This is a genomic window from Streptomyces sp. NPDC051921 (assembly GCF_040680975.1).
GTDB lineage: Bacteria > Actinomycetota > Actinomycetes > Streptomycetales > Streptomycetaceae > Streptomyces.
In genome coordinates, this window is record NZ_JBFAXU010000021.1 from 59,046 (window position 1) to 82,128 (window position 23,083).

A 23,083-nucleotide genomic window follows, 5' to 3' on the forward strand; every position below is an offset into this window, starting at 1 on the left:
CACGGGCCCCGCACCCCGCGCTCCGCCTGAGCTCGGGAGGTGGTCAGCCCACGTACTTGTCGGCGGCGTACAGCGCCTGGTCGAGCACGGCCAGTCCCTCGCGGGCCTCGTCGTCGGTGATGGTGCACGGCGGGACGACGTGGATGCGGTTGTAGTTGTACACCGGCCACATGCCGCCCTCCTTGCACGCGGCGACCACCTCGTCGACGGGGCGGGCCAGCTCGCCACCGGCCGCGTACGGGACGAGCATCTCGCGGCTCTCGCGGTCGCGGACGAGTTCCACGGCCCAGAACACGCCCAGCCCGCGCACCTCTCCGACCGACGGGTGCCGGTCCGCGATCTCGCGCAGCCCCGGGCCGATGACCTCCGCTCCTACGCGCGCGGCGTTCTCGTTCACGCCCTCCTCCCGCATCGCGGTGATGGTGGCCACCGCGGCGGCGCACGCCAGGGGGTGGCCGGAGTAGGTGAGCCCACCGGGGTAGGCCACGTCACGGAAGGTCTCGTGCACGGCGTCGGAGAGGACGACCCCGCCGAGCGGCACGTAACCGGAGTTGACCCCCTTGGCGAAGGTGATCAGGTCCGGAGTGACGTTCCAGTGGTCGACGGCGAACCAGGCGCCGGTGCGGCCGAAGCCGGACATGACCTCGTCCGCGATGTAGAGGATGCCGTACCGGTCGCAGAGCTCCCGGACCCCCGCGAGGTAGCCCGCCGGGGGGACGAGGATCCCGGCCGTGCCGACGACCGTCTCCAGGACGATCGCCGCGATCGTGGACGGCCCCTCGAACGCGATGACCTGCTCGAGGTGGGCCAGTGCGCGACGGCACTCCTCCTCCTCGGTCGTCGCGTGGAAGTGCGAGCGGTACAGGTACGGGCCGAAGAAGTGGGCGACGTTGCCGGACGCGCTGCCGGAGTTCTCGTTGGCCCAGCGGCGCGGGTCACCGGTGAGGCTGATCGCGGTCGCCGTTCCCCCGTGGTAGGAGCGGTACGCGGAGAGGACCTTGGGACGACCGGTGTGGATGCGTGCCATGCGCACGGCGTGCTCGTTGGCCTCGGCCCCTCCGTTGGTGAAGAACACCCGGTTGAGGTCGCCCGGCGCGATCTCCGCTATCAGCCGGGCCGCCTCGCCGCGTCGGTCGTTGGCGAAGGTCGAGGCGATCATGCAGATCCGGTCGGCCTGCTCCTTGATGGCGGCGACGACCTTGGGGTGCGCGTGGCCGATGTTCAGGTTGATGAACTGCGAGGAGAAGTCGAGGTAGCGCTTGCCTTCGTAGTCCCAGAAGTAGCGGCCCTCTCCCCCGGCGACCGGCACCGGGTTCACGGCCCCCTGCGCCGCCCAGGAGTGGAACAGGTGGGCCCGGTCGTCGGCGACCACGCGGGCGCCGGCCTCCGGATCGGGCAGACCGGGGACGGGGACGGAGGATCCGGGTGCGGTGCTCTTCATGGGTACCTCGATCGATGGTTGGGCGAACGATGCGCGAGAGGGGTGGGGGGGTGGGAGCGGGTGGGCGTCGGGGGGCGGGTGGCCGGGGAGGAACAACGACTTCTCCCTGGCGAGGAAGTAGTGGATGTCGGCGTGCACCGCCGCCATGCGGGTCCGGGGCGGGCTGTCTTCCGCCGCGTGCGACAGCGCGGCCTGGCGGCGCCGTACGGGGCCCGAGAAGGGCAGGTTCCCGCTGTCCCCGTACCGGATCGCGCCGTGGACGTCGCGGCGCGGGACGATCCCGGAACGGGCGTGGACACTGGCGCTGAACGGGATGTCCAGCCGTCCGTCCCGGAAGGCGCGCTCGATCCCGTCGAAGAGACCGCCGGCCGCCAGCACCGGTTCGACGAGCTCCGCCACCTCGCGTTCGATCCAGTGCTGTTCCTCGGCCACGCGGTCCTCGTCGACCCGGACGAAGTCCAGCAGGTCCGACGCGCCGAGCGCGGTCGTCCGCAGTCCGGAGGCGTTCGCCTCCGCGTCGGGGATGCCGTGCGCCTCCTGCACGGTCTTCGTGATCACCTTGGTCGCCCCGCCGAGCCGGGCGGTCAGCCCGCCCAGCAGGATCAGCCCGCCCGCGTACTCGGGTGTGGTGGGGAAGACGCCCATGAACTCGTGGAGGACGGGATAGATTTCCACGTCCGCGCCGAGGTAGCGGCGGCCCAGGGTGCGCGTCGCACGCAGGGCCGCGACGTCCTGGTGGACCTCGCCGCCCTGGGGGTAGGCGACCGAGAGGCAGCGGACGCCCTCGGCGACGGCGGCGATGCCTTCCAGCAGCGTCATGGCGAGGCTCACCGAGGGCGGGACGAGCACGGCGGTCAGCGTGCCGAAGAGCTCGCGGTCGACGACGACCCCCGAGCGTGCGAGCGTGCCGCACACGGCGTCGACCCGCTGCCAGGCGCGCAGGGAGCGGGACAGCGGAACGTCCTTGGAGTAGGGCAGGTTGTAGCCGATGCCGCCCCCTTCGAACGAGGTGATGCCCGATGCCAGGGAGACGGCGAACAGTTCGCGCGGGTCCGGTGAACCGTGGCGCACCTCCAGCGGCACACCCACCGTGCCGACGAGCTGGCGGCCCCGTCGCCATCCGTGGGTGACGAGCGGGTAGCCGTTGAGTCCGGCCGGGTCGCGGCGCAGCACGTCGCGCGCCGCGTCGAACTTCCGCAACCGGGTGTGCGAGTCGATCGTGACGGACAGGATGTCCGGGCCGGCGCCCTCCAGTTCGCGCAGCAGGTCCCGCATCGGCTCGTGTCCCCCCACTCCGCAGCGCGGTTGGAGGGCGGGGCGCCCCCGCGAGTCCGCGGCGCGCAGGACGTCGACCACGCGGGGCAGCCGCGGTGAGGCGAGATGGGCCACGACGTCGGGCCAGTCGGGGAGCGACGCGACGACGTCCGGGGGCAGTTCGAGTACGTCGAGCTCAGTCATGCTGGAGTTCGGCCGCCTTGCCCGTGCTCAGCAGCCGGTCGAGAAGCAGCACGATCTCGTTGCCGTCGGCGAGGATGTGGTCGACTCCCAGGTCCCGCAGGCGCCCCAGGTGCGCCTCGGTGGTGCGGCTGCCCACGGACAGGTTCCCCCCGACGATCACGGGCAGGCGGAGCCGGCCCGCGGCCCGCAGCTTCGGCAGGTCGCGCAGGTCGTGGTGGGCGTGACCGTTGAGGCTGCCGATGAGCACGGCCTCGGCCTGCGGGTGTGCATCCACGGCGTCGGCGAAGTCGCGGAGCGGGGTGCAGACTCCGAGGTTGACCACGGTGAAGCCGTAGTCCCGCAGTTGCAGGGCGATGAGCTGGTTGGCGACGGCGTGGGCGTCGCTCTCGGCGACGCCGAGGACGACGAGGCGTTCGCCCCGGCCTGGCAGCGCGTGCATCGGCAGCTTCCTCTCGGATTCCGGTGTCCTGCGGACCCGGGTGTGGTCGGTCAGTCTTCGAACGCCATGAACAGGGCGCGGTGGTTGACCTCGGCGAGGCGGTCGGGGTCGAACTCCTCGGGATCGGCCGTCCGCAGCGAGTCGAAGACGTGGTCGATGGCCGCGACCAGTCCCCACACCTCGTGGTACGGGGGCCAGCCGGGCGCTCCCCGACGGTGGTCCTCCTCCCGCGCGAAGAGGTACGAGGCCCATTCCCTGCTCATGGGATGACGGTGGTGGTAGTCGTGCACGACCGTGTCCCCGGTCAGGACCAGATAGCGGGTGGGGAAGTGGACGAGGAGCATCCGGAACCACCAGCGGGCCCAGGCCGCGTGACGCCGCAGCGCCGGGAGCCGCGGCGACGGCGCGCGCTCTCCGACGAAGATGGCGTTGGTGAGGCTCGCGAAGTACGCGCGGCCCCGGCGGGGAGCCTGGCCGGGCTGCGGGAAGCTGTGCTTCACGCAGAGCCGGAAGACGTTGCTGATCTGGAAGAACAGCGTCATCGGCAGGATCCAGACGACGAGGACCGGCACCCACAGGTCCCGCCACGTGACGACCGCCGCCGTGAGCAGGTAGGCCACGGTGGTGCCGGCCCGCCAGGCGGGTGGGGCGTAGGTGTAGTACGAGCGGATCCGGGCGACCAGGAAGCGGACGTGGAACCAGGGCGAGACGCACACCCCCAGGACCCTGCGCCACATCCGGCCGCGGCTCATGCCGGGCCGTAGCTTCAACGTCACCAGGAAGGCCTGGACGGTCGGGTCCCGGGTCGTCATGTGGTGCAGGGCGTGGTGGTCGCCGACGTGCTCGGCGCTGTAGCGGTCGAAGTCCTGGATCACGAGCGCCGCGGCGATGAGCCGGCCCACCAGGACGTCGGGCCTGCGCTTGCGCCACATGTTCTGGTGGGCGCACTGGTGGTAGATCATCATCCGCAGATTGCGGGCGCCGTGCAGGGTCGCCGCCCAGCCGGGCACCAGCAGCACCAGCAGCGGACCGCCGGCCGCCAGCGCGATCGTGCCGAGGGCCACACCGAGGGCGCACGAGACGAGCGCGTTCACCAGGTGCCGGGTGGGCGTGTGGCGGACGGGCCGCTGTCCCGCGTACGGTCGACCGGTCAGCAGGGTGAGCGGTGCCGCGAGGACACGTGGCAGGACCTGCATGGATTCGCGTACGGGGTCCGGCTCGCCAGGGCCGGCCGCGGGCACCGTACGCGGGGCGTTCACCTCGGACATTCCCGTTCTCTCTCCCGTGGACTCTCCCGGCGCGGCACGCGTCGCGTCACGCGTGCTCTCCGGTCTCCTGCTCCTCGGCGGCGGCGAGCAGGTCGTCCAGGACGTGGTCCAGCTGCTCCGGGGTGGTCTCCGGGTTGAGCAGCATGAGCTTCAGGTAGACACGGCTGACGCCGTCCTCGCCCGTGAGGTGGGTGCGGGCGATGAGGGAGCGGCCTTCCTCCATCAGCCTCCGGCGCAGCCGCCCGTTGAACGCGTCGGCCTCCGCGTCGCCGGCCCCCGGCGGGAGGTAGCGGAAGAGCACCGAGGTGAGCGGCGGCTCGGCGAAGAGCTCAAGCCGCGCCTCGCGGTCGATCCGCGCCGCCGCGTGACGGGCGAGGTCGTGGCAGGTGTCCACCATGGCCGCCATGGTCCGGGCGCCGAGGGTGCGCATGGTGACCGCGATCTTCAGGGCGTCGGACCGGCGGGTGGTCTGCAGGGAGCTGCCCTGCAGACCGATGAATCCGGCGCAGGTGTCGTCGTCCGCGCTGAGGCACGTGGTGGGCTGCAGGCCGAAGGACACCAGGGTCTCGGCGCGGCGGACCAGCAGCACGGCCGAAGAGGCCGGGGACCAGCCGAACTTGTGCAGGTCCACGGTGATCGAGTCGGCCTCGGCCAGGCCGTCGAGGAGGCCGCGCAGACGGGGCGAGAAGAGGGCTCCGGCACCGTACGCCGCGTCGGCGTGCAGCCAGACGCCGTGGCGCCGGGCGACGGCCGCCAGTTCGGGCAGCGGGTCGACGATGCCGAGGTCGGTGGAGCCGGCCACCGCGACCATGGCGACCGCGATCCTGTCCTCGGGCAGCTCGCGCAGGATCCGGTCCGCTTCCTCGGGGATCATCCGCCCGGTCTTGTCCACGGGAACGGTGACGATGTTCTCCTCTCCGATGCCGAGGAGGCGCACCGCCCGCTCGACGGAGAAGTGCACACCAGCGGGACAGAGCACGACCGGCTGTCCGGAGCACGCGCGCATCCCGCCGAGGAAGGGGTAGACGCCGGTCTTCTCCGCGAGGACGGTGTCGCGGGCCATGGTCATGGCCATGAGGTTGGACACGCTGCCGCCGGGCGTGAGGGTGCCGCCGGCCTCCTCGGGGTCGTAGCCGGCCAGTTCGGCCAGCCGGGCCACGACCCAGCGGTCGAGCTCCAGGGCGAAGGGACCGCTCTCCCATGCGTGGAGGGACTGGTTGAGCACCGCGGCGACCAGCTCGGCGACGGCGGCGGCGGCGATCGGGGGCGGCTGCATGCGGGCGAGGGCGGCGGGGTGGGTGAGGTCGGCCGACCACTGGGCGTACGGGCGGATCAGTGCCGCCAGGGCCGTCCCGGGATCGGTGCCGTCCTCCGGCAGGAGGGGCCCGGTCAGCACCGCCAGGGCCGCGGCCCTGGCGCCCTCGGGACCGCCGGCCGCCACCGGTCCGGTGCGCTGCGCCGACACCTCCTGGAGGATGTCGAGGGCCGAGTTCATCAGGGTCCGGACGCTCTCCAGACCGGCGGCGGTTCCTGCGGTCCGGAACTGGGGTCCGGGTGCGGACGTGGACACGAGGGATCTCCTCTGCGATGGGGGGTGCGCCGTGCTCGGGGACGAGGACGGTTCACGGCGATGACGAGGAGCCGTGGAGGGCTCCTGCGCGGGACGGGGCCCCGGGAGGGCCGGGGCGGACGCCGCCGCGCGGTGGAACACCGGAAGGGGGCGGGTCACGCCCTCTCGTCGACCGGCTCCGGGGTCGGCTGGGCGGGGAAGTCCTTCAGCTGGGGCACGGGCGAGAACACGATCCACAGGAGGGCCGTCAGGAAACCGAAGGCCGTCACGTACAGGGTGTTGCGCAGGCCGATCGCGTCGCCGAGGAGTCCGCCGACCAGGGCTCCGAGCGGCAGCGGTCCCCACGCGATGAACCGGCAGCCCGCGTTGACCCGGCCCAGCAGGCGGTCGGGGGTGATCGCCTGGCGCAGGCTCACGACGTGGATGGTCGACATCGTCGAGCCGACACCGCAGCAGGCGAAGGCCGTGACGTACATCGCGTACGAGAGCGGCCCCGTCCCGGGCGCCAGCGGGATGAGGAGCGGGGCGGCGCAGCACAGCACGAGTTCGGCGACCACGGCCCGGCCGAGTCCGAGCCGGTTCTTCAGCCACGTCGCGGCGACGGCGCCGGTCAGTGATCCGACGGCGCCCACGCCCAGGACGAGCCCGATGGTGCCGGGGTTCATGCCCAGTTCCCGCGCCGCGTACAGCACGAACACGGTCTGCAGGGACATCCAGCAGAAGTTGTAGGTGCCGGCCTCCAGGGCGATCGCCCGGATGGAGCCGTTGCGCAGCACGACGCCCAGCCCCTCGGCGATGCTCCGCGCGGTGGAGGTCTTCTCGTCCGGGACGTCCGGGGCGGGCTCCGGCCGCCGGATGGCCAGCAGGCTCGCCACGGAGACGGCGTACGAGAAGGCGTTGGCGAGCAGGGCGACCGGTGCCGTCAGCCACCCGACGAGGAGTCCGGCGAAGCCGGGTCCGCCGATCTGGGCCAGGGAACTGCTGGCCTGCAGCTTGCTGTTGCCCTCCACCAGATGCTCCCGCTTGATCAGCGAGGGCAGGTAGGACTGGTACGCGACGTCGAACACGACGGTCAGCAGGCCGACGAGCAGCGCCGTCAGGTACAGGTACTCGATCCTCAGCAGGTCCAGGAAGGCGCACAGCGGCACGCTCGCCACGAGCAGTCCCCGCCCGACGTTGCTCCAGATCATCAGGGGTCTGCGGCGCCGGCGGTCGACCCAGACCCCGATGAAGAGGGTCGCCCCGAGGAAGGGCGCGAAGCCGGCCGCGTTGAGGAGTCCGAGTTGGGTGGACGACGCCTGGAACTGGTAGACGGCGGCCAGCGGCAGTGCGAGCTGGGTGATCTGAGCACCCATCAGGGAGACCGACTCGCCGCCCCACAGCTTCAGGAACTCGCCGTCCCGCCACAGTCCGCCGGGCCGCGGGGCGCTCACGCCTCGCCCCCGGGCTCGCCGGTGACGTGGTAGCAGCAGCCGATCTGGGCCCCGTTGGACATGCTGACGATGCCGACCCGCGGGTCGGGCGTGCCGCGCACCAGCATGCCGGCGTAGGACCCGCCGACCATCAGCACGCCGTAGGCGACGACCATGCGGGTGAATCCGGGTCCGTCCTCGGCCGCGAAGCGCTCCGCGACGGGCAGCACGCGCTGCTGGACGACGAACGGTCCGCCGACCGCGCCCCTGATGTGCTCCTCCCATTCCTCCTGGCTGACCGTCCAGCCCGGGATGACGCCGACCCCGCCGTACAGCAGCGTGGGCTTGAGCGCGAGCTCGTCCTTGTTCGCCAGGACGTACGGGAGCAGGTCCACGGTGGCGCCGGAGCGGTGCACGGTCTCGTCGCGCAGGAACCGGGTCCAGGGCAGGATCCGTTCCACCAGGGCGAGTTCGTCGGCCGTGAAGGCGCTCCGGTTCCGCTCGTCGCTGAGCATGGCGAGGCTGCCCTTGTTGCCGTACAGCTCGCAGTCCAGTCCGGCGAACAGGAAGGTGTGCCCCGCGTGCACGGCGTCGAGGAGCGGGTCGACCAGGTCGCGGCTGCGCTGCTCGTCGGCCATCTCCCCGGGGAGGAAGATCCGGTACACCACGTCGACCTTGCGTCCGTGGACGTGGGGGACGCCGTCGCGGTACTCGAACTCGGCGAGGCTGCACACCACGGCGTCGAAGCCGTGCCGCAGCCAGTCGGGGACGACGAAGTCCAGCCACGGCTTGGTGTAGGTGTATCCGTCGGGCCACTCGGTGAGGGCGAGGACCGGGCGGGCAGGCAGGTCGAACCCCGCGTCGGCGGCCTCGGCGCGCAGCACGTCGGCGATCCGGCCGATGGGGTCCGGATGCGTCAGCCGCTCGGCGTGGACGAAGTCCTGGAAAGCCCTGTTGCGGTCGGCCGGCCGGGAGAACTCGCCCATCTGCCAGCCGCCGAGGGAGCTGCCGGTGTTGAGCTCCATCAGCTTGAAGCCGCCCGGCTCGCGGTACATGTCCGCCCGGGACATGGCGGGCATCCGACGCCCCGCCCCGCGCATGACCAGGTCGACCTGGGTGTCCGTCATGCCGACGGCGCGGGCGAAGGCCCTGCGGTCGCCGTCGAAGAGACGGTCGGGGATGGTGGTCAGCAGCTCGAACAGGCCGTTGAGGTCGGCTTCGAGTGTGACCCGGTCGGAGGCGTCGAGGAAGACGGGACGGTTCAGCGCCTTGCCGCCGCCCGCTCCGTAGCTGTTCCACTCGTTGCGCAGCTCCGGGACGACCATGTCCGCCTGCTCCCGCTCGGTCGACAGGTAGCGCCGGGTGACCGGGTTCTCCATGAGCGCGCCGAGACCGTCGAGGGGGGAGCCGCCGAGGACCGGCCGGATCTCCGCCTCCGCCCGGTCGAGCGCCGTGGTGCAGGCACGCTCGTCCGGGCCGGCCGCGATCAGGGCGGCGGTCCGCGGGGTGAGCGCCTGCGGCGGCAGCAGCAGTTCGTCGCCGGGGCCGGCGAGCGGCACGACGTCCGTCACTCCGGGGACCTCGGCGGCGTGCCCGAGGTCGAGCCGCTCCAGGACGCCGTCGTGCGGCGGGTAGAGGAAGCGCACCTCGGCGCACCCCTCGTGCCGGGGCGAGAGGTCCGGCGTGCGGCCGGCGGCCAGGGCGGCCCCGGCGAGCGTGAGGTCGATCCCTCGGGCGAGCGTGCCGAGGTACGGGATGAGGTCGCCGCCGAGGCGCCCGTTGAGCTCGATGAGGCGGCAGCCGGAGGGGGTCAGGCGGATCTCGGTGTGGGTGATGCCCCGGTCGACGCCCAGGGCCCGGTGGGCCGCCTTGACCAGGGTCTCGACCTCCTCGGCCCACGCCTCGTGCCGCCAGGGCCCGATGAGGTGGCCGACCTCCTCGAAGAACGGGTCGAAGCCCAGGCGCTTGCGGGCGACGAACACCGGCTCCGCCTCGCCGTCGACCACACAGCTGTCGACACTGATCTCCGGCCCGGTCAGGTACTCCTCGACCAGCACGCCCTGCTCGGTGGGGATACCGGGGAACGCGGTGCCCGCCACCTGTCGGTAGGCCTCGGCCAGTTCGGACGCGTCGCGCACCAGTGTCACCCCCATGCTCCCGGCGAGGGAGCGGGGCTTGAGCACGACCGGGTAGCCGATCTCGGCCGCGCCGGCGGACGCCTCCGCCGCGCTGTGGACGAGACGGTGCCGGACGCCGGGCAGGCCGGCCCGGTCGAGCAGGGACCGGGTGGCGTACTTGTCGCGGCACGCCTCGGCCGCCGCGGCGGAGAGGTGCGGCAGGCCGAGCTCCTCGGCGACCCTGGCCGTGGCGATCAAGGAGAGTTCGTCCCAGGTGAACAGGCCCGCCCGAGAGCCGTCACGGTCGGCCTCGGCCGCTTCCGCGTGCAGTTCCTCGACCGCCGCGCGCAGGGTCTCCGCCCGGGTGGTGTCGGCGATCCGGAAGGCGGAGACGTAGGGCTTCTCCCAGGTGAGGTCCTGGGAGGTCACCAGGGAGATGTCGTACTCGCGGGCCAGGGAGGCCATCGCGTACTCGCGGTAGGCCTTGAGTCGGCTTCCCACGACCACGAGTCGGGGGCGGCGCTCTTGCATGCGAAGTTCACACTTTCTGTCGTGGGGGGAGTCAGCAGGGCCGGGGGCGGCAGCTCATGGCGAAGGACTCCGCGGTCTTGCGGATGGCGGCCTCGACGGACCGGCTGGACGGTCCGCGGAACCGGAACCGCGCGGCGACGTGCTCGTAGCCGCCCACGGCGGGGACCACCTGGCCGGGTCCGGGCACCACCTGTGCGTACGGGCCGCTCTCGCCGGCCGCCGTGGCCCAGCTGACCGCGGTGACCTCGCAGGGGGGCGGAACGGGGAGCGGCACCAGCAGCCAGCCGGCGGTCGCGCGGCCGAGCGCGGCCGTCGCGTCCTGCGCGGGAGGGGCGGGCGTGGTGTCGGCGGACCCCGGCCCGACGGAGGCGGCGGCCCCCGGCCCGACGGCGGGCACGGCGGGCCGACGGCCCAGCTGGATGTCCGCGGCCGCGGCCATGAGGTCGAGGCCGTGCACCTCGCGCCACACGAAGGGGATCTCCCCTCCCCCGACCCGGGCTCCCGCCTCCAGGAAGACCGGTCGGGGAGAGCCGTCGGGGGCCTGGCCCAGGAACACCTCCATGTGGAACACCCAGGGGCGGCCGTCACCGAGCGCCTCGGCCGCGGCGGCGGTGAAGTCGGCCAGCGGTCCGAGGACCTCGGGGTCGTCCACCTCGACCGATCCGAGGAAGCTGCCCTTGGTGAACTCCTCGCAGTTGTTGACGTACCGCGAGGCCCGCCAGGCGCCCAGCGCGGCGCCGGTCCAGAGCCCGTCGACGTGCAGGACCGGGTCGGCGACGAAGGACTGCACGATGCGCGGCTCGTGCCGGTGCGGCAGGAAGACCTCCGCGTGGGCGTCGAGTTCGGCCTCCGAGCGCAGCGGGAGCACCCCTCTGCTGGCGGTGCCGCGCCGCGGCTTGACCACCACCGGCCAACCGTGGCGCTCGGCGAAGGCCCGCACGTCCTCGGCCGTGTCGGCGTCGGCGTAGGCCGGCACCCGCACACCGGCGGCGTCGACCAGCCGGACCATGGTCAGCTTGTCGCGGAACCGCTCCAGCTCCGCCGGGGTCTGGCCCGGCAGCCCGAAGGCGCTGCGCAACGCGGCCGCGTTGTCGAGATCGCCCTCGTTGAGTGCCACCAGGCGGCTCGGCGGGCCGAACCGTTCGACCAGCTCGGCGACGGCTGCCCGGGTCTCGACGGGGTCGTCCGTCGCGCCGACGGTCCGTACGGCCGCCGCGTCCTCCGGTACGGAGGAGCGGCCCAGTTCCGTCGTGACGTACGTGACCCGGTGGGCCCGGTGGTCGAGGTAGGCGGCGTACCGGGCGTGCCGGTCCCGCCACCGGTGCAGGACCACGACGTGATCCGGTTCCGTGCCCTCGCGTCCGTTCATCCGCGCGGCTCCTCGTCGGAGGCCGTGAGCCGCGCGTGGGCCACCATGATCTGCCCCAGCGCGATGCCCCCGTCGTTGGTGGGGACCTGCTGCTGGCAGTACGCGCGGAAACCGGCGCGTCGCAGTTCCACCAGGCAGTTCACGAGCAGGAACTCGTTGAGGAAGACCCCGCCGGAGAGCACCACCTGCGCGAAGGCGTCCGCCCCCTCGGTCTCGAGGACGGCCCGGCAGCGCTCGACGACCATGTCGACGACGCCCGAGTGGAACCGTCTGCTGATCTCCGCGAGGTCGAGGCCGTCGGCGAGATCGCGGGCCAGGGCCCGCACCACGGGCCTGGGGTCGATCTCGACCGTTTCTCCGGTGTCGTCGACTCCGAAGCGGTACCGCAGCTCCGGGGCCGCCATGGAGAGGTCCCTGGCGAGCAGTCCCTCCAGTTCGATCGGCCCCTGCGCCTCGTACTCGGCGTGCGTGGTGACGTCCAGCAGTGCGGCGACGCCGTCGAACAGCCGGCCCATGCTGGAGGCGAGCGGCGCGTTGACGCCCCGCCGTGCCATGGTGACGAAGACGTGCAGTTGCTGTTCGTCCCAGCGTCCGAGCACCGGGAACGCACTCACGACGGCCTGCGGGTCGCCCAGGGCGTCCAGGGCCAGCGCGAAGCCGGTCCTGACGGGTTCCTTGACCGCGCGGTCGCCGCCCAGCAGGGGGACGGTGCGCAGGTGGGCGACCCTGCGGGCCTCCCGGTAGCTCCCGAGCAGGAACTCCCCTCCCCACGTGGTGCCGTCGGGGCCGTAGCCGGCCCCGTCGAACACCACGCCCAGGGTCCGGCCGGTCAGCCGGTTCTCCGCCATGCAGGAGGCCATGTGCGCGTGGTGGTGCTGCACCTGGACGACGCGGTCGTAGCCGGCGCCCTCCTCCTTCAGCGCCAGCCTCGTGGCGCGGAACTGCGGGTGCAGGTCCACGGCCGCGTCACGGGGTGTCAGCGCGTGCAGTCCGGCCAGGTGTCGGGCCGTCTGCTGGTGGGACTCCCACGTCTCGTCGTTCTTCAGGTCGCCGATGTGCTGGCTCAGATAGACCCGGGTGCCGCGGGAGAGCGCCACGGTGGTCTTCAGCTCGGCGCCGAAGGCGACCATCGGTCCCAGCTCGACGCCCACCTCGACGGGGTAGGGGGCGTAGCCGCGGGCCCTGCGCAGGAAGCTGACCAGGGGGCCGTCGAGCTCGGGGTGGGTGGAGCAGCGTACGAGCGAGTCGTCGACCCTGATCTCGATGTCGCGGTCGTTGTAGAGGATCACGTCCGCGATGGCGAAGAGGTGCTCCAGCGCCTCCTCGTTGCGGTACGCGATCGGGTACCCCGAGATGTTCCCGCTGGTCATGACCAGCGTGTCCAGGCCTTCCTCGGCCAGCAGCAGATGGTGCTGGGGCGCGGAGGGCAGCATCACGCCGATGTTGGGGTTGCGGGGGGCGATCGCCTCGGGCAGCCCACCGGTCTTCTTGCGGGCGAGGACGATGGGCCGTGAGGACGAGGTGAGCAGGTCCGCCTCGACCGGTCCGATCTCGGCGAAGCCGGCCGCGGTCTCCAGGTCGCGGGCCATGACGGCGAAGGGCTTGGAGTCGCGGCGCTTCCCCGCTCGGAGTCCGCGCACGGCCGCCTCGTCACGGGCGTCCACCGCGAGGTGGAAGCCTCCGACGCTCTTGACCGCGACGACCCTCCCCTCCCGCAGCGCCGTCAGCGCCGAGGCCAGGGCCGCCTCACCCTGCCGCAGGTTCCCCGCGGCGTCGGCCGCGAGGAGCTGGGGGCCGCAGTCCGGGCAGGCGTTGGGCTGGGCGTGGTAGCGGCGGTCGAGCGGATCGCCGTACTCGCCCGCGCAGGCGGCGCACATGGTGAAGTCCGCCATGGTGGTCTGCGCCCGGTCGTACGGCAGCGCCTGGACGATGGAGTAACGCGGTCCGCAGTTGGTGCAGTTGATGAAGGGGTAGCGGTACCGGCGGTCCGCCGGGTCGCGCAGCTCGGCGAGGCAGTCCGCGCACACGTGGCCGTCGGCGGGGACGATGGTGTCCTTGCTGCCGGTGTGGACGCTCGTCCGGATGACGAACTCGGCCGGCGGGTCGGCCGCTACGGGCAGCTCCTCGACCCGGACTCCGGTGACCCGGGCCTGCGGCGGCGCCTGGTCGGTCAGAGCCGCGAGGAACGCCTCCACGGCTGCGCGCGGGCCGGTCACCTCGGTGAGCACGCCCTCCGGGTCGTTGAGGACCCATCCCGTCAGACCGTGCGTGAGTGCCGCCTTGTAGACGAAGGGCCGGTATCCGACGCCCTGGACCACTCCGGTGACACGGGCGAGACGACGTACGGGCGTGGCGCCGGGTTCTCCGGCGGCTCCGCTCGCGGTCGTGGCGGAGTCACCCTGTCGGGTGCCTCCGCTCACATCCTGTTCGGTGGTGGTCATGGGTCAGCAGAGCCGCGGGAGTTCGGCGCCCAGCAGTTCCTCGACGACGGAGTCCCGGCCCTCGGCGTCCCGCATGAGGACGAGCGCGCCGTCCTGCTCGGTGACCTCGCCGATGGCGACGGCGCCGACTCCGTAGGTGTGGGAGCGCAGGGCGTCGAGGACCTTCTGCTCGGCGGAGGGGTCCACGAAGAGGCAGACGCATCCCTCGTTCGCGGAGTGGATCGGGTTGATGCCCAGCATGTCCGTGGCCATGAGGGTCTCGAACTGGATCGGGAGCGCCTCCTGCTCGATCCGGATGGTGCGGTCGACGGCCTCCGCGTACTCGTGCAGGACGGCTGCGAGGCCGCCCCGGGTGACGTCCCGGACGGAACGCACGTCGCCCTCGTCGACGGCCGCGAAGAGCTCGTCGAGCATGCCGTTGACCGGGGCGCAGTCGCTCAGGACGCGCTGCTCGAATCCCAGTCCCTCGCGGATGGAGAGGAGGTGGACCGTGTGGTTGCCGATCGGGCCACTGAGGATCACCCGGTCGCCGGGCCTGACGTTGCGCATCCTCAGCGGAGTCCGCTCGAACACCCCCACCCCGGCGGTGTTGAGGTAGATCTGGTCCGCTTCGCCCTTGCGCACGACCTTGGTGTCGCCGCAGACGATCTGGACGCCGGCCTCTCGTGCGGTCTCCCGGATCGAGGTGAGGACCTGCACCAGGCGCGCGATCGGCAGGCCGGTCTCCAGGATCATGCCCAGGGTGAGGTAGAGCGGCTTGGCGCCGACCACGGCGAGGTCGTTGACCGTCCCGCAGACCGCGATCTTGCCGATGTCGCCGTTGCCGAAGAACGGCGGGTCGACGACGAACGAGTCGGTGGTCATGGCGATCTGCGCGGTGGAGACGGGCAGCATCGCGCTGTCCTCCATCTCGCCGATGTAGACGTCGCCGAGCGTCTCCACGATCAGGGCGAGCAGTTCGTGGCTGAGCTGGGTGCCGCTGCCGTGGTCGAGTACCACTTCACCGAGGTCGGTTGCGGGGGTGGTCATCGGGGTTTCCCTTCGGGGCGTGGTGGGGGTGGGGCGCTGACTGCGCTTCGGAAGGGAGGTGTTACGGGAGGATCTTGACGACCTTGCGGGGCAGGTCGCCCTCGCTGTCGAGCGTGGCCAGGATGGCCTCGGAGTCCGCGACGGTGGCGCAGTAGCCGCTGAGCCACTCGAGGGACCGGTCGCGCGCCTCGGGGTCGCCGGAGACCACGCAGTCGGAGGGGACCCAGATGTTGTATCCGCGGAAGAACGCGTCGGCGGCGGTCGTCTGGACGCAGATCTGCGTCTGCAGCCCGGTGACGAGCACGGTGTCCACGCCGTTCTTCTGGAGCAGGTCGTGCAGTTCGGTCTCGTAGAAACCGCTGTCCTTGTTCTTCTCGACGACGGTGTCCGAGGGGTCGAGGAAGTCCTGCAGGATGGCCGCGCCCTCGCTGCCGCGCTGCAGCGGCAGGGTTCCGTCGAAGTCCCGCTCCACGTTGGGGTCGTCGGGCAGGTTCACCAGCTGGAGGTGGTAGATGCCGTGTCCGCGGCGGCGCATCTCCTCAAGGAAGTGGACGAAACGGGGCTGCGCCTCGGCCATGGCGGCGGTCCGCTCGGGCGTCTTGTGGACGACGTCGGCCTGCAGGTCGTTGGTGAGTACGGCGATGTTGCCCATGCGAATCCTCGTGTGGTTCGGAGCACGGCTGAGCGCGGCCGGCCCGTCCACGGGTGGTGGAGGGCAGGCCGAAGCAGCCATGAATGCTGGTGGCAGACAGAAAGGGTGACGCTCCATCAAGAGCGGCCCGGACACTACTGATTGAGAGGGGCAGCCCTTCCCGGCGCAAAGTGTTGGTCGGTCACGTGCGACCCGAGGCGGAGTGTCGGAGATCCTCAGGCGGGGCAGAGATTTACATATCCTCCATGAACGCGTCAACAACACCACGCAGTTGGGGATTGCGTGGAGACTTCGCGAGGCCGTCGGGGCGGGTCGCGGCGGGACAGGCGCCGGCGGGCGGTCGCGCCGCGGGGGCTCCGGCCGCGACGGTCTCCGCCCCGGGCCTTGACCTGGGGAGCCGGGCACGTGATGATCTCGACGGATCGAGCGAGTCGTCTCCGTACCGTCGCGCACACGCACAGCGACCGCCCCACCCACCACCGGAAAGCCATCCACGCGTGTTACCTGCTCCGGGCGAGTCGTCGCTCACCACCCCTCCGCGCACCTGGCACGCCCCGGTCACGCCGGACGCACGCCGCCGCGGGACGCCCCCGTCCCTCCAGGTCGGCCCGTACACGGTCATCGCCCTCGCCGACGGCGCGGGGCCCTTCTTCTCCCCCAGGTCCGAGGCGTTCCCCGATGCCACCGCCGAGCAGTGGGCGGCGGCCGACCGGTTCGATCCGGGCGCGCTGGACGCCGACGGGAGCTGGTGGCTCCGGTTCCGCGCGTTCGCGATCCGCGGCGACCGGGGGGTGACGCTGATCGATGCCGGGATCGGGCCGGCCGACAGCCCGGCGGCCTCCTGGGCACCCGTGCCCGGGGCGCTCCCGGCTTCGCTGGCCGCGGCGGGCATCGAGCCGTCCGACGTGGACACCGTGGTGCTCACGCACCTCCACACCGATCACGTGGGCTGGGCCGTCGTCGGCGGCGAGCAGGCGCGACCCTACTTCCCGAACGCCGCATACCTGTTGCAGCGGGCGGAGCTCGACGCGGTCGAGGAGATCAACCCGCAGCTGCGGACCGCCGTGATCGACCCGCTCCGGAAGACCGATCAGCTACGGCTGCTCGACGGCGACGCCCCGCTGTGCGGCGGCGAACGCGTGTACGCCACGCCCGGGCACACACCCGGGCACCAGAGCGTGCTCGTCGAGTCCGGTCGCGACCTGGTCGCCGTCACGGGGGACCTGCTCGTGCACGCGGTCCAGCTGCTCCACCCCGAACTCGCCTACGCCCACGAGATGGACGCCGCCCGGGCAAGGACCTCAAGGGAACGGGTGCTCCACCAGCGGGTGGCCGGCACCTTCCATCTCGCGACACCGCACCTGACCGAGCCGTTCATCGCCCGCTGAGGGAGCCCGATGCCGCCGGGACCGCTCAGCCTTCGATGCCGGTGGTGGTGTGGGCGGCGCCGACCGGCTTGGACTCCGGGGAGCCGCGCTGGCGGAGGTAGATGGACAGGACGACCATGGCGGCGACGGCGAGGAGCTCGGACTGCCAGTTCTGCAGGGTGCGGTTCCAGAAGTCGGGGGTGGCCACGTAGCCGGCCCAGCTGACGGGATCCTCGAGTTGACGGAGCTGCCGGTCGTTGTACGCGGCCGTGCCGGCGATGGACTGCGCCAGCCAGGACAGGACGAACAGCGTGCCCATGACCGTGCCGAGGGAACGGGCGTAGAGGGTCTGGCGCCAGTCCTTGGTGCCCGCCCAGCGCGGCGAGTCGGCGCGCGCGTGGTCACCCATGCGTTGCTCCTGCTCGCTTTCGCTACCGGCTTTGTGGACCTTCTTGGACTCCGGGGAGCCTCGCTGGACGAGGTGGACGGTGCCGAAGATGTAGAGGAAGAACTGCAGGAACTCCGACTGCCAGTTCTCGCTGACGTCCACGGCGAAGTCCGAGGACGTCAGGTACTCGCCGAAGCCGAGCGGCTGGAGGCCCTCGACCGTCATCTGTTCGTTGAACTCGGCGTGCCCGGCGACGGCCTGGCACGCGAGCACCACCAGGAAGGCGATGCCGAAGGCCAGGGTCAGGCTGTTCTCCCGCCAGAACCCCCTGCGCGTCTCGCGGCTGTCGGTCATCGCTGGAGCACCCCGATGGTGATGAAGTAGCCGATCCCGCCGAGGATGACCACCAGGGTGGTGACGAAGAGGATCCGCATGCTTCACGCCCCCTTGACCAGGCAGTCGTAGGGCCGGTCGGGCCGCGGCGTGCATCCGGCGGCCACCACCTTCCAGCCGGCGGTGAACAGCGACAGGAACAGGGTGTCACCCGCCATCCGCACCCTCGCCTGCCGCCCGTACGCCTCGACGCCCCGGATCCCGCGCGTCCGGGGCAACTCCTGCGCCGCGAAGGCGGTGGGGCACGCCGCCTGCTCGCCCTGCTCCAGCTGCTGACGGGTCTGCGGAGCCAGCAGTGCGCAGGCCCGGACGTGGTCGCCGGCCGCCACTGCGGCTTCGAAGGCGGCTGCCGCCGCAGCCGCGGCGTCCTGGCGTGCCGCGGGGGCGCCGCACCCGGTCGCCGCGAGCACCGCCGCGACCGACAGGAGCAGCCCGCCCCAGGGCCGGCCGGCCGTCCGGTGCGGCGATCGGGTCACTTCGCGCCGGGGACGGCCAGCGGGTCGCGCGGTGCCCGCTTCCTCCCGGACTCCAGCTCGGCGCCCGGTTCCGGGCGCCTCTCGTCAGGTGTTGACACGGCTGTTGGTGCCGTCATGGCCGTCGGCCTGGTCGTCGTCGAACCAGTGGTCGCCGGCGGCCAGGTAGCGGAAGGAGTGGCCGCTGTGCGCGGGCAGGACGACCGTGGCCGCGCGCATGCCGTCTCCCCGGACCTGCAGTGGGTGTGCGGCGGGGTTCCAGTGGTTGAAGTCCCCCACGACGCTGACCGGACCCTCCGGGCTGTCGGCGGGAAGGACGAAGGTGACCTGCGTACGGCCCTTGAGCTGTTTGCGTTCGAGCACCTGGCACGACTCCTGACGGGTGGGGAACGGGCAGAGGCGAGCACCCTCGCACGGTGCGCCCCGCCCGTGCCCGCCCCCACGCCGCCGGAAGCGAGACCGTCACTCACCTGGAGGCCGGGGCGAAGCCACCCGCGGACCGGCGCCTCGTGGCCGCTCCTCCGCGCGGGCTGTCGGTCGCCCGCCGGACACGTCGTACGAGCCCGCGCGCCGCGAGCCGCTCGCCCACCTCCTCCTGGCCCCCGGGGCCGACACCGGTCTGCGGCCGGGGCATCCGGGCCGGCTTCCGGGTGTCGCCGACGGCCGCGCGGGCAGAAGCCAGACGTCCGGTTTCGACGCCGACGCCGGGGACCACGGAAGGGGCCCCGCTCGACGGCGGCGCCGAGCAGGAGTGAGGAGGCCTCACATGACTCCCGAGTTCGGCTCACCGACGCATCGCGAGGCCGACGATGACGCGCACACCTCAACCGTCGTCCACGTGTCCGGTGAGATCGACCTGCACCACGCGGGTGAGCTGGAGAATCTGATCACGACGGCCCTGTCCGACGCGCAGCCCTCGACGAAGATCGTCGTGGACCTGAGCAACTCGTCCTTCTGCGATTCCGCCGGCCTCAACGCCCTCATTCGGGCACGCGAAGCCGCCCTGCGCACCGGCCACACCCTCAGCCTCGCCGCCCCCAGCCACCAGATGCTGCGCTTGCTGGAGCTGACCGGCACGGCCGCGCTCTTCCCGCTCCAGCCCGCCGTCGACTCGTGACCGGCCCTCCACGGGCCCCGAAAACGATCAAAGGGCCGTTTCAGATTTCTCTGAAACGGCCCTTGACCTGCGACTTCTACAAGTCGGGACGACAGGATTTGAACCTGCGACCCCTTGACCCCCAGTCAAGTGCGCTACCAAGCTGCGCCACGTCCCGGTGCCCGATCGCCTCCGGTTCGTGTCCGGCGGCGGCGTGCAAGAGAACATTACCTCACTTCACGGGGTGGATCACCACACGGGGTGTGACCGAAGGGCGCGGCCGACAATGGAGGGGTGGAGAGCGAACAGGAACGGCACCGGGACCGCGATCAGGAGGGGCGGGCGCGCAGTGCGCGGCCGCGGGACGGGCTGGGGAGGCCGTTGGCGTACGGGGCGGAGGGAGTGGCCCGGCAGCCCGAGGGAGTGGTGCGGGGGCCTGCGGGGACGGTGCGGGAGGCCCAGCGGTTGCTGGACGCCGGGATGCCGTTCCACGCCCACGAGGTGTTCGAGGACGCCTGGAAGTCGGGTCCGGCGGGCGAGCGCGATCTGTGGCAGGGCCTGGCGCAGCTCGCCGTGGGGCTGACCCACGCGGCGCGCGGGAACACGACGGGCGGGGCGCGGTTGCTGCTGCGCGGGGCCGGGCGGGTCGAGGATTACGCGCGGGGCGGGGCCGAGACGTACGGGATCGACGCGGCCGGGGTGGTGGCCTGGGCGCGCGGGCTCGCCGCCCGCGTGGCGGCGGGCGGCGGGGCCGGGGACGTCGACGCCGCGGCGGAGGCTCCGCGGCTGCGGGTCAGCCGGTGAGGAGGAGCTCCTCCGGCGAGCGGTGGATGAGGGTCGGGCGCATGCGGACCTGAGCCGTGTCGGCCGGCCGCAGTCCGGGCAGGAGGCGGGTGAACGCCGTCAGGGTGGCCCGGAGTTGGACGCGGGCCAGCTGGGAGCCGGGACAGCCGTGCGGACCGTGACCGAAGGCGAGGTGTCGGGAGTAGGGTCGGGGCCGGGTGATGTCGAAGCTGTCCGGCTCGTGATGGCGGGCCGGGTCGCGGTTCGCGGAGCCGTACGCGACGAAGACGGTGGCGCCGGCGGGCAGTTCGGTGCCGGCGAGGGTGACCGGGCGCGTGGTGGTACGGCGGAAGCCCTGGACGGCGGTGTCGTAGCGGGCGGCCTCCTCCACGGCGGCCGGAACGAGCTCCGGCCGTTCGCACAGCAGCGCCCACTGCTCACGGTGGCGCATCAGGTGCAGCACCGTCGTCCCGATGAGGGCGGTGGTGGTGAGGTGCCCGGCGACGAGCAGGTTCTGCAGGTTCGAGACCAGTTCGCAGCGCTGGTCGTCGGTGAGCGGGCGCGGTCCCGGGCCCAGTCCCGCGTCGGGGGCGAGCGCGCCGACCAGGGCGCTGACCAGGTCGTCGCGCGGCCGGGCGCGGCGATCGCGGGCGTACCGGTCGAGGAGGTGCTGGAGGGCGAGGACGTCGTTGGCCGCGGCGATCTGCTCGTCCTCGGGGAGGGGCCGGAAGAGGAGCCGCTCGGCGCTGTACGAGCCGTGCACGGCGGCCGGCACGTCCGCGGGGTCCAGGCCGAGCAGCCGGCCGATCACGATGCCGGGGAGGCGGCGGGCGTAGTCGGCCATGAGGTCCGCCCGGCCCTTCTCCGCGATCACCGCGGCGAAGGCCTCGGCGAGCATGTCCGTCTGCTGGGTGACGTACGGGGTGAGGGCGGCGATCCGGGCGGCGGACAGGCCGCTGTTGAGCGGCGCGCGGTGGCGGCGGTGCGCGGCGCCGTCGGTGGACACGACGGTGGGCCGGGCGGCGAAGCCCGCGCCCAGCACGGCGAGCGCGGCCGGCGCGGGCGACACGTCGGGGCGCAGGGCCTGCGCGGAGGAGAAGTCCTGCGGCCGGAGCAGCACTTCGCGGATGTCGGCGTCCCGCGAGACCAGCCAGGCGTCCAGGGCGGGGACGAAGGTGAGCCCGGCGGTGCCGCGCGCCTGGGCGTAGAGGGGGTACGGGTCGCGTTGGAGCTCGTCGAGCTGGGCGTGACGTTTCCGCTGGGCCGGGTCCACGCGGAGCCTCCTCACGGTTCCGGGTGCGGTGCGGTGCCATGACAGGGCGGTCCACGGGGGACGGGGCGATGCGGTGCCGCCCGGTGCGGCCATGGTGGCGGCGGCACGGGCCGGTGAACAGGGGCGTGCGGCGAGGTGGCGGGAAAGGTGCGCTCGGTGCGCCCCTACGGCGCTTCCGCTTCCAGTGCCTCCGTCAGGACCGCGGTGTGGCTGTGCGACGGGTCCTTGGCCGCCGTGAGGAGCGTGACGGGGCCCTCGGCGGCGCGGGCGCGCAGCTCGGTCAGGGCCTCGGCGGCGGCCGGCTCGTCGAGCTCCCTGCCGTAACGGCGCCGGAACTCCTCGAACTCCCCCTCGTCGCCGTGGTACCAGCGGCGCAGTTCGGTGGAGGGGGTCAGGTCCTTCGGCCACACGTCGACGTGCGCGTCGGCCTTGGAGATGCCGCGCGGCCAGAGCCGGTCGACGAGGACCCGCAGACCGTCGTCGGGCTCGGGCGGCTCGTAGACGCGTCGCGTGCGGACCTGGGGACGTGAGGTCTGGGGCATGGCTTCAGGGTGCCGGAAGGACAGGCGCTCCACACCTCGGGGTCGGCGCGCCGCGGGCCGCTCGCGCACCGGGCGGGGCCCGGTGTCACGCGGGGCCGGCCGGGCTCGGTGTCACACCGGGTCCGGGGTGTCACGTCGGGGCCGGGGTGTCACGTCGATTCCCGCCGGGCTCGGTGCCACATCGGGCCCGGGCAGGACCGGTGCCACATCGGGCCCGGGCAGGCCCGGTGCCACGCCGGGGCCGGCCGGGCTCGGTGTCACGCCGGGGCCGGGCGGGCGGGCCCGGCCCGCCTCAGGGCCGTCGCGCCCCGCCGCCCCTCACGCCGACGCCCTCACGCCGACGGCTCGTCCGGTACGGCCTTGAGCGCCGGGAGCAGTACCGCGTCCACGAACGTCCGCAGGGCGGAGGCGTCCGCGAAGCGCTCCTCGAAGAGGCGCTCGATGCGCAACATGCCCATGAAGCAGGGGGCCACGAAGCCGATCGCCGGGTTGTCGGCGGCGATCTCGCCCCGCTCGACGGCGCGCCGGAGCATCGCGTCCAGCGCGGCGACCTCCGGCTCGATGACGGTCTCGCGCAGGGCGGCGCGCAGGTCGGGGTGCTGGATGTACGCCTGGCTGACGGCCTCCATGAGTTCGGTGTCCCGCTCGCGGTGGGAGGCGGCGATGCGGGCGGCCTCGCGCAGGTCGCCGACGAGGGAGCCGGTGTCGATGCCGGTGAAGACGGCACAGCGGCTCCGGCCGAGAGCGGCCGTGACGAGCCGGGGCTTGGTGCCCCACTGGCGGTAGAGGGTCGCCTTGCCGCACTTGGTGCGGGCGGCGACGCCCTCCATGGTGACGGAGTCGTAGCCGCCCTCGCGCAGCAGACAGATGACCGCCTCGTAGAGCTCGGCCTCGCGCTCGGGGGTCAGCTTGCTGCGCCGGGCGGCGGCGGTCGCGGCCTGCGTGGACATCTGTTTCCTCCCGGACGGCCCGACAGCCCGTACCCCACCGGACCTGTGTCTGCACCTACGAGAGTAAGGGGCGCAGAATCGAGACGCAAAC

The 23,083-nt window shown here is 72.6% G+C and carries 19 protein-coding genes, 1 tRNA gene and 1 pseudogene; 3 read left to right on the plus strand and 18 right to left on the minus strand.

Annotated elements, in window-relative coordinates; genetic code table 11:
* Window positions 1-43: 43 nt before the first annotated feature.
* The 11 genes and pseudogenes from AB0M16_RS25995 to AB0M16_RS26045 form a co-directional block, all read right to left on the minus strand.
* Window positions 44-1,441: an aspartate aminotransferase family protein gene (locus AB0M16_RS25995; protein WP_365347085.1), complete on the minus strand. Its 1,398-nt coding sequence runs from the start codon at window positions 1,439-1,441 to the stop codon at window positions 44-46.
* Between the two features lie 207 nt (window positions 1,442-1,648).
* A pseudogene (locus tag AB0M16_RS26000) lies at window positions 1,649-2,899 on the minus strand (methylaspartate mutase); the annotation flags it as partial.
* On the minus strand, window positions 2,892-3,338 hold the full coding sequence (locus AB0M16_RS26005) for a cobalamin-dependent protein (protein ID WP_365346896.1): 447 nt from the start codon (window positions 3,336-3,338) through the stop codon (window positions 2,892-2,894). The gene AB0M16_RS26005 and the pseudogene AB0M16_RS26000, both read right to left, overlap by 8 nt.
* 50 nt (window positions 3,339-3,388) lie before the next feature.
* On the minus strand, window positions 3,389-4,606 hold the full coding sequence (locus AB0M16_RS26010) for a fatty acid desaturase (RefSeq protein WP_365346898.1): 1,218 nt from the start codon (window positions 4,604-4,606) through the stop codon (window positions 3,389-3,391).
* A gap of 46 nt (window positions 4,607-4,652) precedes the next feature.
* Window positions 4,653-6,176 (minus strand): pyridoxal-dependent decarboxylase, encoded by a 1,524-nt coding sequence (locus tag AB0M16_RS26015; protein ID WP_365346900.1) that lies wholly within the window; start codon window positions 6,174-6,176, stop codon window positions 4,653-4,655.
* A 155-nt stretch (window positions 6,177-6,331) separates the two neighbouring features.
* Window positions 6,332-7,609 carry an MFS transporter gene (locus tag AB0M16_RS26020; protein ID WP_365346902.1) on the minus strand — a complete coding sequence of 426 codons (1,278 nt, stop codon included), beginning with the start codon at window positions 7,607-7,609 and terminating at the stop codon, window positions 6,332-6,334.
* Window positions 7,606-10,206, minus strand: a complete 2,601-nt coding sequence (locus tag AB0M16_RS26025; protein WP_365346904.1) for an ATP-grasp domain-containing protein — start codon at window positions 10,204-10,206, stop codon at window positions 7,606-7,608. The genes AB0M16_RS26020 and AB0M16_RS26025 overlap by 4 nt, the downstream gene beginning before the upstream one ends.
* A gap of 61 nt (window positions 10,207-10,267) precedes the next feature.
* Window positions 10,268-11,605, minus strand: a complete 1,338-nt coding sequence (locus AB0M16_RS26030) for a biotin carboxylase (RefSeq protein ID WP_365346906.1) — start codon at window positions 11,603-11,605, stop codon at window positions 10,268-10,270.
* Window positions 11,602-14,046, minus strand: coding sequence for a carbamoyltransferase HypF (gene hypF, locus AB0M16_RS26035; RefSeq protein ID WP_365346908.1), 2,445 nt, complete (start codon window positions 14,044-14,046; stop codon window positions 11,602-11,604). Before hypF ends, AB0M16_RS26030 begins: the two co-directional genes overlap by 4 nt.
* 3 nt (window positions 14,047-14,049) lie before the next feature.
* A complete protein-coding gene (hypE, locus tag AB0M16_RS26040; RefSeq protein ID WP_365346910.1) occupies window positions 14,050-15,075 on the minus strand; it encodes a hydrogenase expression/formation protein HypE in 1,026 nt (341 codons plus the stop codon).
* A 61-nt stretch (window positions 15,076-15,136) separates the two neighbouring features.
* The gene (locus AB0M16_RS26045) at window positions 15,137-15,727 is read right to left on the minus strand and encodes a cysteine hydrolase (RefSeq protein ID WP_365346912.1); all 591 of its coding nucleotides are present in this window, start codon (window positions 15,725-15,727) and stop codon (window positions 15,137-15,139) included.
* 620 nt (window positions 15,728-16,347) lie between these two features.
* Between AB0M16_RS26045 and AB0M16_RS26050 the strand changes: the two genes are divergently transcribed.
* Window positions 16,348-17,115 (plus strand): MBL fold metallo-hydrolase, encoded by a 768-nt coding sequence (locus AB0M16_RS26050; RefSeq protein ID WP_365347087.1) that lies wholly within the window; start codon window positions 16,348-16,350, stop codon window positions 17,113-17,115.
* A 25-nt stretch (window positions 17,116-17,140) separates the two neighbouring features.
* Here the strand turns inward: AB0M16_RS26050 and AB0M16_RS26055 are convergent, their stop codons facing one another.
* From AB0M16_RS26055 to AB0M16_RS26065, 3 genes are all read right to left on the minus strand, one after another.
* Window positions 17,141-17,836 carry a DUF6766 family protein gene (locus AB0M16_RS26055; protein ID WP_365346914.1) on the minus strand — a complete coding sequence of 232 codons (696 nt, stop codon included), beginning with the start codon at window positions 17,834-17,836 and terminating at the stop codon, window positions 17,141-17,143.
* 83 nt (window positions 17,837-17,919) lie between these two features.
* Window positions 17,920-18,351, minus strand: a complete 432-nt coding sequence (locus AB0M16_RS26060) for a hypothetical protein (RefSeq protein ID WP_365346916.1) — start codon at window positions 18,349-18,351, stop codon at window positions 17,920-17,922.
* Between the two features lie 84 nt (window positions 18,352-18,435).
* Entirely contained in the window at window positions 18,436-18,711 is a 276-nt protein-coding gene (locus tag AB0M16_RS26065; RefSeq protein ID WP_365346918.1) for an isoamylase early set domain-containing protein, read from the minus strand.
* Between the two features lie 403 nt (window positions 18,712-19,114).
* On the opposite strand from AB0M16_RS26065, the gene AB0M16_RS26070 reads away from it, so the two are divergent.
* Window positions 19,115-19,465 (plus strand): STAS domain-containing protein, encoded by a 351-nt coding sequence (locus AB0M16_RS26070; RefSeq protein WP_365346920.1) that lies wholly within the window; start codon window positions 19,115-19,117, stop codon window positions 19,463-19,465.
* 83 nt (window positions 19,466-19,548) lie between these two features.
* Here AB0M16_RS26070 and AB0M16_RS26075 read toward each other — a convergent pair.
* Window positions 19,549-19,622, minus strand: a tRNA-Pro gene (locus tag AB0M16_RS26075).
* Window positions 19,623-19,738: 116 nt separating this feature from the next.
* Here AB0M16_RS26075 and AB0M16_RS26080 point away from each other — a divergent pair.
* Window positions 19,739-20,248: a DUF309 domain-containing protein gene (locus AB0M16_RS26080; RefSeq protein WP_365346922.1), complete on the plus strand. Its 510-nt coding sequence runs from the start codon at window positions 19,739-19,741 to the stop codon at window positions 20,246-20,248.
* Here AB0M16_RS26080 and AB0M16_RS26085 read toward each other — a convergent pair.
* The 3 genes from AB0M16_RS26085 to AB0M16_RS26095 form a co-directional block, all read right to left on the minus strand.
* A complete protein-coding gene (locus tag AB0M16_RS26085; RefSeq protein ID WP_365346924.1) occupies window positions 20,238-21,500 on the minus strand; it encodes a cytochrome P450 in 1,263 nt (420 codons plus the stop codon). The genes AB0M16_RS26080 and AB0M16_RS26085 overlap by 11 nt on opposite strands.
* Before the next feature lie 164 nt (window positions 21,501-21,664).
* A complete protein-coding gene (locus AB0M16_RS26090) occupies window positions 21,665-22,042 on the minus strand; it encodes a DUF488 family protein (protein WP_365346926.1) in 378 nt (125 codons plus the stop codon).
* A gap of 332 nt (window positions 22,043-22,374) precedes the next feature.
* On the minus strand, window positions 22,375-22,992 hold the full coding sequence (locus AB0M16_RS26095) for a TetR/AcrR family transcriptional regulator C-terminal ligand-binding domain-containing protein (RefSeq protein WP_365346928.1): 618 nt from the start codon (window positions 22,990-22,992) through the stop codon (window positions 22,375-22,377).
* Between the last annotated feature and the right edge of the window lie 91 nt (window positions 22,993-23,083).